This is a genomic window from Phenylobacterium sp. (genome assembly GCF_030693625.1).
GTDB classification, from domain to species: Bacteria; Pseudomonadota; Alphaproteobacteria; order Caulobacterales; family Caulobacteraceae; genus Phenylobacterium; species Phenylobacterium ferrooxidans.
Map to the genome: position 1 here is coordinate 122,087 of NZ_JAUYAF010000070.1, position 15,050 is coordinate 137,136.

Below are 15,050 nucleotides of genomic sequence, written 5' to 3' on the forward strand. Positions count from 1 at the left end.
TCAGGCCTCCTCGGCCGCCAGCGGCGCCAGGAAGGCGGCGAACACGAACCCGTCCAGCTGGCCGTCGTCGTCCAGGTCCACCAGGGCCCATTCCTCGGTTGGCCCGTCGAAGCCCCGGATGGTCAATTCCATTCCGCTCTTGAGCACGGTGCTGTGGTCGAAGCCCAGACCCGGACCGCCCCGCAGCTTGACCCCGTTTCGGGCGATCACGACGCCGCGCCCGACCCCGGCCCGGGCCAGGGGAGCGGCGACCGGCGGCGGCTGGCCCCAGCCCTTGGCGGCCGCGGCCCGCAGCCAGGCCGGGGCGTTGACGGCCCGGCCGCCGCCCCCCCACACCAGCCGGGAGCCGAAGCCCACATGGATGGTCTTGGTCCCCATATAGTCCACGCCGGCGCCGAGGCCGGTGGCGCCCAGGCTGGCGGCGGCGGTGACGAAGGCCTCGAACCGCTTGCGCTGCGCGTCGAAGTCCAGCACCTCGCCGCCGTCCAGCAGCTGGATGTCGGCGGCCGCCCCGTCGTCATGGCGGGTGGAGCCGGTGCGCCGCTCGTTCGGCGCGCCCTTGCGGTCCTGCCCCCCCGAGGTCACCGACACCGCGTCGACGCCCACCGCCGCGGCGGCCGCCTTCAGCAGCTGCTCCAGCTTGGGCTGCAGCGGCTTGTCCCGGATCTTGCCGGCGTTGTTGTAGATGAGCTTGGCCATCTTCGTCCCTCCCCAGAGGCGGGAAAGTTAACGTGTGGAAGTAAGCGCCGCAATCTTCAGTTGCGCGCCCTCGCCTGGCCCCAGATCCCCGAGGGCGCCGGCGGTGGGCATGGTGTTTCCGCGGTTGAAGGTGGGGTGAGGTTGGGCGAAGACCGCCTGACCATGTTCCCGTGATTCAAGTCCAGCCCTCGCGGCGGCGGAGCCCCCGACGTGACAGTCGTCTACTTCCACGGCCAGCCCGGATCGCCGGCCGAGCTGGACCTGGTCTTTCCAGAACGCCGCGAGCATCAGGGACGGGTCCATGCGCCCGACCGGGCCACCGATCGCCCCGACCTGTCGCTGAGCGCCTATCTCGACCATCTGACGGCCGACGTCCTGCGGCGCCTTCCCGAGGGCCAGATCCGCCTCGTGGGCTTCTCGCTGGGGAGCTATGTGGCGGTGGAGGTCGGCCTGAGGCTGGAGGCGCTGGGTCGCGGCCGCGACCTCAGCCTCGACCTGGTCTCGGCCGCCGCGCCGCTGGATTGCGGAGACTTCCTGCCCGACATGGCCGGAGGCGCGGTGTTCGCCCTGGCGCGCAACCAGCCGCGGCTGTTTTCCGCCCTGACCTCGGTCCAGGGAGGCCTGTCGCGGGTCGCACCGGGCCTGCTGTTTGCGCAGATCTTCGCCGGGGCGGCCGGGGCGGACGCGCAGCTGGCCCGCGACCCGGCGTTCCAGACCACCGTGCGCGGCATGATCGCCCACAGCCTGGCGCGCGGCGCCCAGGCCTACCGGCGCGAGATCCTCGGCTATGTCGCCCAGCCCACGCAAAGGCTGGCCGGCCTCTGCGCGCCCATCACCCTGTGGCAGGGCGACGCCGACACCTGGACCCCGCCCGCCATGGCCCAGGCCATCGTCGCGATCCGCCCCGCCACCCTGCGGCGGTTCCCCGGCCTGTCCCACTACTCGACCCTGCAGGTCGCCCTGCCCCAGATCCTCGCCGGCGCCGCCTAGGGCGCAGACCGTCTGGATTTCGCCGGCGCGCAGCGCGATGCTCGCCGCGCCTGAGGTTCGCGAGGGAACGCCATGGCCGTCAGCCGGTCGCTCCAATCTGGCCGGGGTGCTGGCGCTGTCGGGGGGAGTGGCGGCGCCGGGACCGTTGAGTTCGCTCGCGCCGGGGCTAAGCTGCGGGGGAGATCCCCCGGAGACCGAGACATGGCCGACCTGCAACGCCTGCCCGCCAATGCGCCCCTCGAGGCGGTCATGGCGGTCCTGGACCGGGACGGGGCCTTGATCCTGGAGGGGGTGATCAGCCCGCAGACGGCCCTCGCCATGGCCGAAGAGCTGCGCCCCTATGTGGAGGCGACCCAGCCGGGACAGGACGCCTTCACCGGGTTCAAGACCACGCGGACCGGAGCCCTAGTGGCCCGCTCCGCGGAGTGCCGCACAGCCATCCTCGATCCCCGCGTCCGGGCGATCTGCGACCGGGTGCTGCTGCCCAACTGCACCCGCTACCAGCTGCACCTGGGCCAGCTGATCCGCATCATGCCCGGCCAGCCGGCGCAGCCGATCCACCGCGACCGCTGGGCCTGGGGCCACTACCTGAAGGGGGTCGAGCCGCAGTTGAACACCATCTGGGCGCTGACCGAATTCACCGCCGAGAACGGGGCGACCCAGGTGGTTCCGGGCTCCATCGACTGGCCCGACGACCGCAGGGCGACGCCCGGGGAGATCTGCCAGGCGACCATGCCGGCCGGCTCGGTGCTGGTCTATACGGGCACGGTGTTCCACGGCGGCGGGGCCAATACCAGCGAGACCGACCGCTGGGGCCTGAACATCACCTATGCCCTGGGCTGGCTGCGGCAGGAGGAGAACCAGTACCTCTCCTGCCCGCCGGAGATCGCGCGCACCCTGGAGCCCGAGCTGCAGCAGCTGATCGGCTACGCCATGGGCTCCTACGCCCTGGGCTACTACACCCCGCCCCTGCCCCCCGGCGAGGGCCCGGAGGTCGTGCCGCCGGAGTACGCCCTGACCGGCGACGCGGCGGGATCGCAGCTGGGCTCGGCCGAGCTGCTGGGGGCGATCAACGCCCAGGTGCGCGGCGGCTGACGGCGTGAGGAGGCCGTTCAGGGGGACGGGAAGTCGTCACCAGGGTGACAGTGCGCACACTTCGGCTGTCAGGAGCTCGCCGGTGAGACCGGGCCGTTGCATGCACCCTGTCCCCGACCTGGCGCGCCCTGGCCGCCATGCTGCTCGGCGGCGCGGCCCTGGCGCAGGGCTGGGGCTGGATCGGAGGCTTCCACCCAGGCGGGCTGTCACGGCTGGCTGCTGATGACCGGGGTGCTGGGGTTGTCGGGGGGTTGGCGGCGGGGGGCGGGTTGAGCGCGGTGTCAGCGTATCTCCCCTGCCCGGCCACGGCGACCCGGTCACTGTCGGCAAGTCGTCGGTGGGGGTCATCCACGACTGGACCCTGCGGCCCGGCGTGAAGCTGGGCCTGGGCGGGCTGGTCTCGGGCTTCGACATCCCCGCGCCGCTGAATGTGTCCTACGGGGAACTGGCGGCGGGCATGGTGTTTGTGCGGCTGAAGGTGGGGTGAGGTTACGATTTGAGTGCAGTGTCACCGAATTTCCACCGAATTCGCACCGAGTTCGTGGGACTATCTCGCGGCTGGAGACCAAAGATGGCGCACCTTTCGACCAAGACCTATGGCGCTGAGCGCGGCTTGAGTTGCGCCTTGAGGCAATGGGCCGCCGATAGCCATTGCAACCTGATCCATGGCTATTCGCTTGGGTTCAAATTCACCTTCGCTGCGGAGCAGCTCGACCATCGGGGTTGGGTCATCGATTTCGGAAAGGGGGGTTTTGGGCCTATCCGAGACTGGCTGCATCAGACTTTCGATCACACAGTCCTCGTCGCCGAGGACGACCCGGCGCGGTCCGAATTCCTGAGACTGAGAGACCTGGGCTTGGCGGAGGTCCGCATCGTTCCGGGAACGAGTTGCGAGCGCGTCGCCGAGTATGTGTTTTCAGTCACCCACCCGATGATCGTAGCGGCGACCAAAGGGCGCTGCTGGATCTTGGCCGTGGAGTGTTTCGAACATGGGGCGAACAGCGCCATCTACGAAAACCCTCAGGGGGTGATCGGCAAGGTTTCCGCCGATGTTCTTCATGCCTTGATGCACGCCACCTAGACCCAACCGACCTCACCGTCCGAGATGGGTCGCTCTCACCTGCGACAGCGAGACCCATTCCAGATCAGGTTGAATCAACCTGATCGGATAATACGGGTCTAGCCGGCCCGCGCCGCCGCGAGCGGCTTTCCAGGGACGGCGCCAAGCCGCTAGGATCGCACCTCAGCAGCACCAGACTGCACGGTGAGGAGCGACACATGATCCAGGGACCCATCACGGGCGGACAGCACGGCTGGGCGTTCAACCGGCCGCTCATCGACCTGGCGGCCAAGGGCTTCGTCGAGGCGGAGTATTTCCTGGAGGGTCAGGCGACGACCTACGGGCCCGTCGCGGGCGCCGAGCTGGGGCGCGACGGGAAGTGGACCGTGGAGCCCAAGGGCAAGGTTCCCTTCAAGACCCGTTTCCTGGTCTACCGGCCCGCCGACCCGGCCAAGTTCAACGGCACGGTGGTGGTGTGCTGGAACAATGTCACCGCCGGCTATGAGCTGTTCTTCGGGGAGGGTCCCGAGGTGCTGGAGGAAGGCTACGCCTATGTCTGCGCCACGGTGCAGGCCGTGGGCGCGCACGGGTTCGAGGCCAATCCCCAGGGGCTGGCGGCCTGGGACGCCGAGCGCTACGGCAGCCTGAGCATTCCCACCGACGACGCCTCCTATGACATCTTTTCCCAGGTCGCCCGGGCCGTGGGGCCGGCGCGCGAGGGCGCGGTCGATCCGATGGGCGGGCTCGCGGTGAAGAGCGTGATCGGCCTGGGCGCCTCGCAGTCGGCGGGGCGGCTCTCGACCTATATCAACGCCGTCCATCCTCTGCCGCCCGAGCAGGGCGGCCACGCCTTTGACGGCTATATGCTGCAGATCTATTTCGGCGGCGGCACGGCCATCGAGGGCAGCGATCCGCCGGTGCGGGTGTCGCCAGGGGCGCCGGGCGCGGCGCGTCCCCTGCCCCGGGCCCAGAACCTGATCCGCGAGGATCTCGATGTCCCGGCGATGATCGTCAACACCGAGCTGGAGGCCATCGCCTGCCTGAAGGTGCGCCAGCCCGACACCGAGCGGTTCCGCACCTGGGAGGCCGCGGCCCTGACCCATGTGTCCTATCAGGCGCAGCTGACCCGCAACGAGAAGTACCAGCGCGACTTCGGCGTGGCGCCGGCGGCGCCGTCGGAGGACATGAACCGCATCTACCTGCAGCCCTTCTATGACGCGGCCCTGCATCACATGAACCGCTGGGTGACTGGGGGCGCCCCGCCGCCGTCTCAGCCGCTGATCAACTTCGACGCCGACGGCAAGGTGGTGCGTGATCGCCACGGCATCGCCACGGGGGGCGTGCGCCTGCCGCAGGCCGATGCGCCCGTGGCGATGAACAGCTCTGCGCCGGTGAGCGACGACTTCTCGGGCCGGCTGCGGGGATCGAACCGGCCCTTCGACGCCGCGACCCTGGACGCCCTCTATGGCGACGAGGCGGGTTACCTGGCCCGCTTCCGGCAGGCGGCGGCCGCCGCCGTCGCGGCCGGGGTGATGATGCCCCGCGACGTCGAGCCGGCGGTGACGGAGGCGGCGCTGGAATACCGGCGCGCGCGGGCGCTCACGGCGCGTGAGCCCGCCACGACGGCGGGCTGACGCGGGAGGTCACTCCTCGAGGGCGTAGCCGAGCTTCAGGCTGACCTGGAAGTGGGCCACCTGGCCCTCCTCCACGTGCCCGCGCACCTGGGTGACCTCGAACCAGCGGATGTGGCGGCGGTTTTCCGCGGCCTTGGTGACGGCGGTGCGGATGGCGTCGTCGATGGACGTCTTGGACGTGCCGACGATTTCGCTGACGCCGTAGGTGTTGTCTTCGGTCATGGAGCCTCCAGGTTTCTGCAGCTCCTGAGCGCGCGACGGGGCGAGGGGTTCCAGGCCGGCTCAGGACAGCCGCTGCAGCCTTGAGCGGAGCGCGGCCACCGGATTGCGCGCCGCAGGATGTCGATGGGCCTGGGCCAGCTCGGGTCGGCCCGCGACGGGAGCGGCCGCGCCGATCTGGAAACGGCCCACCAGCTTGCCAAGGTCGGCGGCCTCGGACTTCAGACTGGCGGCGGCCGCGGTGGTCTGTTCCACCATGGCGGCGTTCTGCTGGGTCACCTGGTCCATCTGGTTGACGGCGGCGTTGACCTGGTTGAGGCCCACCGCCTGCTCCTGGGACGACTTGGAGATTTCCGAGATCAGCAGGTCGATCTCGGCGAACTTGGTGACGATGCCGCCGAGCGCCTCGCCGGTGTCTCCCACCACCTTGACGCCCCGATCCACTTGCAGCCGGCTGGCGGCGATCAGCTCCTTGATTTCCTTGGCGGCGCTCGCCGACCTCTGGGCCAGGGCGCGGACCTCCGAGGCGACGACCGCAAACCCACGGCCGGCCTCACCGGCGCGGGCGGCCTCGACCCCGGCGTTCAGGGCCAGCAGGTTGGTCTGGAAGGCGATCTCATCAATGACCCCGACGATGCTGCTGATCTTGCCGGAACTGGCGGCGATCTCGTCCATGGCCTGGACCGCCTCGCCCATGACCAGGCCGGAACGTTCGGCCTGACCCTTGGCCTCGCTGGCCGCCGAGGCCGCCTGCTTGGCACCTTCGGCGCTGCGCTTGATGGTGACGGTCACCTCGTCCAGGGCCGCGGCGGTCTCCTCCAGACTGGCGGCCTGCTGCTCGGTGCGGCGCGAGAGGTCGTCGGAGGCGGCCGAGATCTCATCGGAACCGCCGTTTAGCCCGCGGACCGAATTGGTGATGGCGCCGATCGCCTCCCTCAGGCTGTCGACCGCGGCGTTGAAGTCGGTCTTGATCTGCAGATACTGGCCCCGGAAATCGGCCTCGATCCGGGTGGTCAGGTCGCCTTGCGCCAGGCGGCCAAGGCTGGCGGCCAAGGCCTCCACCACGGCGCGCTGTTCGATCTCCACCGCCCGCCGCTCGGCTTCGGTGCGCCCGCGCTCGGTGTCGGCGGCGGTGCGCATGCGGTCGGCCTCGGCCTCAAGGTCCCTGGCCTGGAGGCCCCTGTCCTTGAAGACCTGGACCGCGCGCGCCATGGCGCCGATCTCGTCGCCGCGCTCGGCGAAGTCGACCTCCACGGCGTAGTCGTCCTGGGCCAGGGCCCCCATCACCCCCGTCAGACTCCGCAGCGGCCGGATGGCCACCAGGGCCCAGGCGGTGATGAAGGCGCCGATCCCCAAGGCGCCGGCGCAGAGCAGCAGGGTCAGGACCTGGAAGCCCTGGGCGATGGCGCGCGCGTCGCCGGCCACAGCCTTGTTCTTGGCTTCCTCAAGGTCGATGAACTGGTTGATCTCCTTCAGCCACTGGATGAAGGCCGGTCGGGCCTCGCTCATCAGCAGAGCCTTGGCGCCGGCCTCGTCGCCCGCCTGGCGCAGGTCCGCCACCTGGGCGATCAGGGGCAGGGTCCGGGCCTCGGTCGCCTTGATGGCGGCCAGAATCTCGACCTCGTCGGGGGTGACCTGCTCACCTGACGTCAGGATCGCGTCGAGGGGGCCGGCCGAGGCCGCATAGCTGGCGCCCAGTCGGTCGATGTCGCCCAGGATTGTCGCCAACTCGGCCGGATCGGAGACCAGGACAACGTCCCGCAGGCGAATCGCCCGGTCGTGGACGCTGCCGCGGAAGTTGATGGCGTAGCGTTGCTTGACACTATTGACGTCGTTGATCGTCGCCAGTTGGTCGTTGATCGTGTTGACCCGGTTTATACTGACACCGGCCATGGCGATCATTAAAATAAGCAGAACGACATAGCCAGAAGTAAGACGCGTACCAATCTTGAAATTACTGAACACGCCCGGACTCTCCACACTCTCGCTATGCGCGATAAGTACGACGCCGTAGATTCCATAGATTAAATATTGATCTCTTTTCGAGGCTGCACCTTCCAGAAGGTCCAGGTGCTGCAATTTGACGCCCCGTCGCCCGCGGCCGGCCTCCAGGCAAAGCGCCAGGGGGGGGGCGGCGATAAGGTTGGTCGGGCGGCTGTGGCTGGGGTCGCCCCGCGCACGATCAGGATGGCGCCTTCTCGCGCCCTGAACGTTACCATGGGATGCAAAAGACCAACCATTTCCTCGACACCCTGCCCGCCAAGGCCCGCGCCTTGATCGAACCCGACCTGGAACGGGTCACCCTGAAGCGTGACGACACCCTGGCCGAGGTGGGCCGCACGGTGGAGATGGTGCTCCTGCCCACCGACTCGATCATCTCGGTGATCGCGGTGATGGCGAACGGCGACCAGGTGGAGAGCCGCACCATCGGGCGCGAGAGCGGGTTTGGCCTGCTGCACGCCCTGGGCTCGCCCTACGCCTTCGAGCGGGTGATCGTGCAGGTGAGCGGCGAGGCCTGGAAGATCCGCACCGAGACCCTGCGCCGGGCGTCGGCCGCCAGTCCGATGCTGACCGACGCCATCATCCGCCACGCCCAGGCGACCATCGTCCAGACCGCCCAGACCAACGCCTGCAACGCCCTGCATGCGACGCCGCTGCGGTTGGCGCGCTGGCTGCTGATGACCCAGGACCGGCTGGGGGGCGACGCCGTCGTGCCCCTGACCCAGGAGCACCTGGCGATCATGCTGGGGGTCCAGCGGACCACGGTGACGACCCTGGCGGCCTCTCTGCAGGCCGAGAAGATCATCCGCTACAGCCGCGGCAAGATCCGCATCCTGGACCGCGAGGCCCTGACGGCGCGCGCCTGCGAGTGCTACGAGACCGTCACCCTGGCGGTGGACCGCATCCTGGCCGACCGGGTGGAGCGCGCCGCCTGATCCGACCGCCCTGGCCTCAGGACCGGGAGGCCGCGACCCGCGGATCGAAGGCGATGACGTTGGTCTGGCCGGGGTTCAGGAGCTGGGGCGTCGGGGGCTCGGTGGTTTCGTCCGGGCCGGGGCGCAGGGCCGCGCCGCTGGCGGCGCCGACGCAGGTGGCCGATGCAAGGGCGGCGAGCCAAAGTCGAAGGCTGAGACGATGGGGCATGGCCGTTGGGGTGACAGGTTGGAGGAGCCTCTCTAACCGGTCCGCGCGCGCTCGGTTCCGCCGCGCAACGTCGGAGAGCCGACAATTTTGGCGCTGGTGGCGCGACCGTCACGATGTCGGGACAGATTGGCTGGGGAACTAGGACTCGAACCTAGAACGACGGTACCAAAAACCGCTGTGTTACCATTACACCATTCCCCAGCAGGAACGCCGCTGGGCCGAGGCCTGCGCGAGGGCGTGGAGATAGCGCAAGCCTTCCTGGGATGCAACGGCTTCAGGGTCGCTTGCGGCGCGGAAAGCGCTCCTCTATAAGCGCCCTCCTCAAGTCGGAGTGTGGCTCAGTCTGGTAGAGCACCGCGTTCGGGACGCGGGGGTCGCAGGTTCGAATCCTGCCACTCCGACCATTCATTTCCCCGCTAACGCGGGGAGATTTTCCCGCGCCCAATTAGTCCCGAGTAGTCCGTCGGTTAGGCGGATAACGGCCCGCGCGCCTGGCTCTCCGAGAGCCACCAACCCGCCCTCATATGCCCATTTCGCCTTCCGCTCTCTGGGGCCATTTCAGAAGTGTAGGTTTCGGTCCACTGGCCGGTTTTCGCTGCTAACAGCGAAATAATCAGCGACTTCAGGCGCGCGCCGGGCGCCCAATCGATAGTCGCGGCCCGCAACCCATTGCGCCGAAACGGCTTTGCCCCCGCAGCGAGGGCATGGACGATTTCCGGATCAGCGAATTGCGGGGTGTCGTTGGTTGGTAGCAGCGATTTCTATATCGTCGTCACGCTGGCTTGCCTCACAATCGTTGAAGCAGATCCCGCTGGTCCGCCCAGTCGAGCGGGAGCGCGCGAGCGGTCAAGGCCGCCAGGGTCGCGGCGCGCGGTTGTCGGCCCTCGACGATCTGCTCGACGATATCCGGCGCCAGATAGGCCAGCGGCAGCAGGCGCGCACTATAATGAGTGCAGAGTCGCTCTCGCCGAGCGAGAGCCGTGATCGACTCCACCTCGCCGATCTCCAACTGGGCGGCCCAAACCTTGGCGAGGACAATCGCACGAACCAGCGCACGGTCGACCCTGACTGCTGGAGCCGCCCCGCCGCCGGGAGCCTCCAGAATCATTGCGCCCTGCTGGCGGCGCATATGGAAGGAGAGCCGGATGCTGCAGACACCGTCCTCAAGCCGCGTCACGTCTGGCGCGCCGACGGCGTCCGGCGACAACGCAGCTTCGAGCATACAGACGACGAGCTGATCCTGGCTCAAGACGGCATTGCGGAGCGCACGCGTGATGCGATCGATACTCTCGTCGTCCGGACGCCATGCCGGCGAGAGCATCGGCCCGAGCCGTTCGGCGAGGAACTGCTCGAGCACACCGGCCGAGATACGGTGCAGGCTGCCGGCCTCACCCTTACCGGTGAGCTTGGCCCTGGAGAGGTAGTAGCGGTAGCGGGTCATCCCGCGCTTGGTATGGACCGCGACCATGGGATTGTTGCGATCGTCGAAGACCAGGCCCTCAAGCCTTGCCCCCTCCCCGCGCATCTCCGTCTTGGGCTGGCTAGCATTGCCTTCTGAGAGCTTGGCCTGCACCGCGTCCCAGAGATCCTGATCAACAATCGCCACGTGGGTGTCGTCGTAGCGCTTGTCCTTGTGGCGGGTGATGCCGCGGTAAGCCGGATTGGTAAGGAGGTAGTAGATCGAACCTCGAGTCATGGCGCCGCCGCCCACGACCACGCCCGCCTTGTTGATCCACCGCTTCCCCTGCACACCCTCACGTTCCAAGGCGTGCAGCGAGCCAAGCGCGAGGTAGCGCTCGAAGATGCGTCGGGCGCGAGGCGCTTCGTCCAGGTTGAGCGCCAACCGCCCCTCGACAATGTCGTAGCCGAGCGGTGGGCGTCCGCCCATGCGCAGGCCCTTAGCCTTGGAGGCGGCGACTTTGTCGCGGATGCGCTCGCCCGTCACCTCGCGCTCGAATTGGGCGAAGGAAAGGAGCACGTTCAGCGTCAGCCGGCCCATGCTGGAGGTCGTGTTGAAGGCCTGGGTGACCGACACGAACGACACGCCCTTAGCGTCGAAGAGCTCGACGATCTTCGCGAAGTCGGCCAGCGACCGGGTCAGCCGGTCGACCTTGTAGACAACGACTATGTCCACCAGACCCTTGGCGATATCGGTCATCAGCTGTTTCAACCCTGGCCGCTCCATGGAGCCGCCTGAGTAGCCACCGTCGTCGTAGGCCGTCTTGATCGCCGTCCAGCCCTCCCCGGTCTGGGAAAGCACATAGGCCTCGCAGGATTCACGCTGCGCATGCAGGCTGTTGAAATTCTGCTCCAGCCCCTCCTCGGAGGACTTGCGGGTGTAGATCGCGCAGCGCAGACGCGGGCTCATCGGCGACGCGCCTTCAGGCCGAAGAAGACATGGCCGTTCCACTTGGTCCCTGTGATCCGCTGAGCGGCCTCCGACAAGGAGCCCAACCGTTCGCCCTGGTAGCTGAAGCCATCCTCTAGCACCCGGACCTCGTGGCGCACGCCGCGCCACTCTTTGATCAGGGATGAGCCCGACTTCAGCGCTGGCCCGGGCGTTGGCGTGTAGCTCCGGTCCTCGGTGAACCGCCGCGCCAGTTCGGCCATCTTCCGCTTGGCCGGCCCGGGAAGGTCGCCATGCGTCCTCGCCTGCAGTCGATGAGCCAGGGCCAGCGCCAGAAGGTCGCGAGTTCGCAGCTTCGGCGGCTCGACACCGAGGCGCTCGGTCCATGTTGCGCGCAGTTCGGCGAGCGACATGGACTCCAGCCCGGCGAGAAGGTTACCGGCGCTCATGCGCCGGCTCCCTTCACGATGCGATAGAGGCGGCCTGCATCGGATTTCTCCGAGGTCACTGCGAAGCCCAGCTTCTTCTTGATGGAGCCGGCGATGACGCCGCGCACCGAGTGGGCCTGCCATCCGGTGGCCGCCTGCATCGCCTCCAGGCTGGCGCCCTCCGGCCGCAGCAGAAGCGCCACCAGGGCGCCAAGCTTGCCCTTGGGCGTGGTCGTCCCGGGCATCGCGGGCGCGACTTCCAGGGTCTGAGCGGCTGTGTCGGGGGTGGTTTTGGACTTGGTCATGTTCGCCTCCGTTGCCGGGTCCGCCCTTCGCGGTCCCGCACCGAGGCGAGCCCGGCTGGCCGGGCGTGGGGAGGACTACCGCTTCCTTTCAGGGTGTAGTCCAGCGAGAAGCGCAAAGAATTCAACTCGCCAAAGGATCGGTACAAGCCGCTGATATATTGTGGATTATTTTCGGATCGGCATTGCGCCGAGTGGCTTTGAAGGTCAGCTTCTTTCGCGCGGGCATTCGATTCATCGGCAGCCAATCGCGACCGGACGGCGGGCCTCGCATATCGCGAGCCGCCTCGGGCCGGTCGTGGGTCCCCGCGCCATCCTCAAAAGGAATGTCGCATGCCGAACCCAATCCGGGTGCGCGATCGTAAACGCGCGCAATCCACCGCCTCGCCTGCCGCCCTCAAGGCTGGGGCTCCTAGCCTTGGCGCTGAGCCGAAATTCATCTGCGAGCCGATCGACAACCTGAAGCCGGCCCAGAACCGGATCCGCAAGCACCCAAAGCGCCAAGTGGAGATCCTGGTCCGCAACATCCGCCGGTTCGGTGTGGTGATCCCGGTCCTGGTGACCCAGCATCGCGAGATCATCGACGGTCACCTCATCTGGGAGGCGTGCAAGCGGCTTGGGCACAAGACGATACCCGTAACGGTCGTCGCCCACCTTTCCGAGGCCGAGATCAAGGCGCTGCGGATCTCGATCAGCGCCATCGCCGGGATGAGCGAATGGGACGACCCGGCCCTGGCGCTGGAACTCGACTTCGTGTGCAAGGTCGATCCGCTGCTGGTCAGTTTCACGGCGTTGCCGACCGCCCGCGTCGATCAGCTCCTGCTCACCGGTCTGGAGAAAAAGCCGGCGGACGACGAGGCGCCGCCCCCGCCCAGAGTGCCGATCTCCCGACGCGGTGACTTCTTCACCTGTGCCCGCCATCGCTTCGGCTGCGGCGACGCTACCGATCCCGCCGACATTTCAACCGTCATGGGACCGCACAAGGCCCAGATGTTCTTCTCCGATTTTCCTTACGGGGTAAGCATCGCAGCGATCAGCAGCGGTCATAGCGAGTTCCTCAAGGGATCGAAGATGACACCTGAGGAGGCGCGAGACCTCTTCGAGCGGGCCCTCGCGGCAGGGCTCCCCTTTGTCGATGACGGGGCCGGGGCCTTTCTCTTCATCGACCACCGATCCATGGCCATCCTCACCCAGGCCGCCGAGGCCGCAGGCCTGCGCCACCTCTGCACGGCCGTGTGGGACAAAACCGCTGGAAATCGCGGGAGTCCGTACAAGCATCAGGTTGAATTCGTGCTGGTGCTCGTCAAGGGAGACCGCCTGGCCATCGACAACGTCGAGATGGGCCGGCACGGGCGCGAGCGCACCACCCTGTGGACCGTCCCAGGATACGCGCGATTCGGCCCAGGCCGTCAGGAGGCGGTAGAAGCTCATCCGACGGTGAAGCCCGTGAGCTTGCTCACCGAGGCGATCCTGGATGTGACTGACCCCGGCCACGTCATCCTGGACCCGTTCCTTGGTTCGGGCAGCCTCCTGGCTGCAGCGCATCGGACGGGCCGCATTGGCATAGGCCTCGAACTCGATCCCAAGTTCGTCGATGTCATCGTCCGGCGGATCGAAGCCGTCACCGGCGAGCCGGCGATCCATGAAGAGACCGGCCTGACCTTCGCCGAACTCGCCGCCCAGCGTGCGGACCAGACCGCCTCGCAAGCGTGAAGGCACGGCCATGGGAAAGCATCGTAAGGCGGCATCCCCTCGCCAATTCGGCGACGGGAAGGGCCCAGGCTATAAGAACATCGACCCGAAGCACCAGTGGAAGAAGGGAGACCCGTCACCGAACCCCTCCGGCCGGCCGAAAAAGCCGCCGCCATCGCCGCCGAGCCTGAAGGCGGAAATGCGCGCGGAACTGGAAACAATTCTACGCAGCGAGATCCCGATAGACGGTCCTAGCGGTCGCCAATCGATCAAGGTTCTCGAGGCGCTGCTACGCCGCCCACTCGGCGAAGGCGTCAACGACGGGAAGATGGCGCTGAAAGCGCTTCAGCTCATTCTGGATCTGTTGGTGGTCTTGGAGCCCAGCTCCGAGCCTCACCGGGAGGATTCTTTCGAGTCCGACGAAGACGCCGCCATCTACGACGCCACGATCGCCCGTGAGCTTCGCCGGCGTGGTGGCGAGACGGAGGATGACAGCGATGTCTGACCGCCGCCGCGAACTGGAGGCCATGCTCCGCCAGGACTTCATGGCCTTCTTCATGAAGGTGTTCGCCACCCTGGAGCCCGGCGTCGGCTTCGCGCCGAACTGGCACTACGAGCACCTCGCCTGGCAGCTGGAGCGTGTGCGGCTGGGCGAGGTCCGCCGGCTGATCATCAACGTGCCGCCGAGGTCTGGGAAATCCATCCTGGCCTCGGTCGCCTGGCCCATGTTCGTCATGGGTCAGGATCCGACCCGGCGGCTCATCTGCGTCAGCCACACCGAGGAACTGGCCCGCAAGTTCAACGTCGATCGACGCACCATCGCCCAGCAGCCCTGGTACCAGTCGTTGTTTCGAGGCTTCGACCTGCAGAGCTCACGGGACCTGGAGTTCATCACCACCCGCCACGGCGTCTGCTTCGCCTCCGGCGTAGGCGGCGCGGTGCTCGGCAAGGGCGCCGACATCATCATCATCGACGATCCCATCAAAGCGCTCGCCGCCCTTTCCAAGGCCGAGCGCCGTCGGGTGGCGGAGTTCTATGACAACACCCTGGTCACCCGACTGAACGACAAGCAGGCGGGCGCCATCGTGCTGATCATGCAGCGGCTGCACGAGGACGATCTCGTCGGCCATGTCCTGGAGAAGGACGATTGGGAAGTGGTGACCCTGCCGGCTATCGCTACCGAAGGCGGCGCCTTTCGGCTGAGCGATGCCTCCAGCGATATCTATCGCCGGGCCGTGGGCGAGGTGCTGCATGCCGACCGTGAGCCGCTGTGGGTTCTGGAGCAGATGCGCAGGGTCCAGGGTGATGGGGTGGACGCCCCCCGACGGCATCTACGTGCCAGAGTGAGGGTGTTGATCTTCACTCAAGGGAGGCGTCCATGGGAGACGTTACCATCATTGGTCTGGATATCGCCAAGTCTGTGTTCCAGGCGCACGGGGC

The 15,050-nt window shown here is 67.6% G+C and carries 16 protein-coding genes and 2 tRNA genes; 10 read left to right on the forward strand and 8 right to left on the reverse strand.

Annotated features, from left to right (window positions below):
- Positions 1-699 (reverse strand): hypothetical protein, encoded by a 699-nt coding sequence (locus Q8N10_RS16095; RefSeq protein ID WP_304779147.1) that lies wholly within the window; start codon positions 697-699, stop codon positions 1-3.
- Positions 700-909: 210 nt separating this feature from the next.
- Here Q8N10_RS16095 and Q8N10_RS16100 point away from each other — a divergent pair, with 210 nt between their 5' ends.
- The 5 genes from Q8N10_RS16100 (at position 910) to Q8N10_RS16120 (ending at position 5,478) form a co-directional block, all read left to right on the forward strand.
- On the forward strand, positions 910-1,689 hold the full coding sequence (locus Q8N10_RS16100; RefSeq protein ID WP_304779149.1) for an alpha/beta fold hydrolase: 780 nt from the start codon (positions 910-912) through the stop codon (positions 1,687-1,689).
- A gap of 201 nt (positions 1,690-1,890) precedes the next feature.
- Positions 1,891-2,784 carry a phytanoyl-CoA dioxygenase family protein gene (locus Q8N10_RS16105; RefSeq protein WP_304779152.1) on the forward strand — a complete coding sequence of 298 codons (894 nt, stop codon included), beginning with the start codon at positions 1,891-1,893 and terminating at the stop codon, positions 2,782-2,784.
- A gap of 337 nt (positions 2,785-3,121) precedes the next feature.
- Positions 3,122-3,271, forward strand: coding sequence for a hypothetical protein (locus Q8N10_RS16110; RefSeq protein WP_304779155.1), 150 nt, complete (start codon positions 3,122-3,124; stop codon positions 3,269-3,271).
- An 84-nt stretch (positions 3,272-3,355) separates the two neighbouring features.
- The gene (locus Q8N10_RS16115) at positions 3,356-3,865 is read left to right on the forward strand and encodes a 6-carboxytetrahydropterin synthase (protein ID WP_304779158.1); all 510 of its coding nucleotides are present in this window, start codon (positions 3,356-3,358) and stop codon (positions 3,863-3,865) included.
- 197 nt (positions 3,866-4,062) lie between these two features.
- Positions 4,063-5,478, forward strand: coding sequence for an alpha/beta hydrolase domain-containing protein (locus Q8N10_RS16120; protein WP_304779161.1), 1,416 nt, complete (start codon positions 4,063-4,065; stop codon positions 5,476-5,478).
- A 9-nt stretch (positions 5,479-5,487) separates the two neighbouring features.
- Here Q8N10_RS16120 and Q8N10_RS16125 read toward each other — a convergent pair whose 3' ends face one another.
- The gene (locus tag Q8N10_RS16125; protein ID WP_304779163.1) at positions 5,488-5,700 is read right to left on the reverse strand and encodes a dodecin; all 213 of its coding nucleotides are present in this window, start codon (positions 5,698-5,700) and stop codon (positions 5,488-5,490) included.
- Positions 5,701-5,760: 60 nt separating this feature from the next.
- Positions 5,761-7,677, reverse strand: coding sequence for a methyl-accepting chemotaxis protein (locus Q8N10_RS16130; RefSeq protein ID WP_370690208.1), 1,917 nt, complete (start codon positions 7,675-7,677; stop codon positions 5,761-5,763).
- A 242-nt stretch (positions 7,678-7,919) separates the two neighbouring features.
- On the opposite strand from Q8N10_RS16130, the gene Q8N10_RS16135 reads away from it, so the two are divergent.
- The gene (locus Q8N10_RS16135) at positions 7,920-8,633 is read left to right on the forward strand and encodes a Crp/Fnr family transcriptional regulator (RefSeq protein WP_304779168.1); all 714 of its coding nucleotides are present in this window, start codon (positions 7,920-7,922) and stop codon (positions 8,631-8,633) included.
- Between the two features lie 16 nt (positions 8,634-8,649).
- Here the strand turns inward: Q8N10_RS16135 and Q8N10_RS16140 are convergent, their stop codons facing one another.
- Both Q8N10_RS16140 and Q8N10_RS16145 read right to left on the reverse strand, forming a co-directional pair.
- On the reverse strand, positions 8,650-8,841 hold the full coding sequence (locus tag Q8N10_RS16140) for a hypothetical protein (RefSeq protein ID WP_304779171.1): 192 nt from the start codon (positions 8,839-8,841) through the stop codon (positions 8,650-8,652).
- A gap of 127 nt (positions 8,842-8,968) precedes the next feature.
- Positions 8,969-9,042: transfer RNA gene (locus tag Q8N10_RS16145), tRNA-Gln, on the reverse strand.
- Between the two features lie 126 nt (positions 9,043-9,168).
- Here Q8N10_RS16145 and Q8N10_RS16150 point away from each other — a divergent pair.
- Positions 9,169-9,245: transfer RNA gene (locus Q8N10_RS16150), tRNA-Pro, on the forward strand.
- 383 nt (positions 9,246-9,628) lie between these two features.
- Here Q8N10_RS16150 and Q8N10_RS16155 read toward each other — a convergent pair.
- From Q8N10_RS16155 to Q8N10_RS16165, 3 genes are read right to left on the reverse strand one after another with little or no spacing between them, the layout of a single operon-like run.
- Positions 9,629-11,209: a recombinase family protein gene (locus Q8N10_RS16155; protein ID WP_304779174.1), complete on the reverse strand. Its 1,581-nt coding sequence runs from the start codon at positions 11,207-11,209 to the stop codon at positions 9,629-9,631.
- Entirely contained in the window at positions 11,206-11,637 is a 432-nt protein-coding gene (locus Q8N10_RS16160) for a DUF2924 domain-containing protein (protein WP_304779177.1), read from the reverse strand. Before Q8N10_RS16160 ends, Q8N10_RS16155 begins: the two co-directional genes overlap by 4 nt.
- On the reverse strand, positions 11,634-11,921 hold the full coding sequence (locus tag Q8N10_RS16165; RefSeq protein ID WP_304779180.1) for a DUF3489 domain-containing protein: 288 nt from the start codon (positions 11,919-11,921) through the stop codon (positions 11,634-11,636). The genes Q8N10_RS16160 and Q8N10_RS16165 overlap by 4 nt, the downstream gene beginning before the upstream one ends.
- A gap of 330 nt (positions 11,922-12,251) precedes the next feature.
- Between Q8N10_RS16165 and Q8N10_RS16170 the strand changes: the two genes are divergently transcribed.
- From Q8N10_RS16170 to Q8N10_RS16180, 3 genes are all read left to right on the forward strand, one after another.
- On the forward strand, positions 12,252-13,631 hold the full coding sequence (locus Q8N10_RS16170; RefSeq protein ID WP_304779183.1) for a DNA methyltransferase: 1,380 nt from the start codon (positions 12,252-12,254) through the stop codon (positions 13,629-13,631).
- Between the two features lie 10 nt (positions 13,632-13,641).
- Positions 13,642-14,115, forward strand: a complete 474-nt coding sequence (locus Q8N10_RS16175) for a DUF5681 domain-containing protein (protein WP_304779185.1) — start codon at positions 13,642-13,644, stop codon at positions 14,113-14,115.
- Positions 14,108-15,050 (forward strand): hypothetical protein (locus tag Q8N10_RS16180; RefSeq protein ID WP_304779188.1); only part of this gene is annotated, 943 nt, incomplete at its 3' end. The genes Q8N10_RS16175 and Q8N10_RS16180, both read left to right, overlap by 8 nt.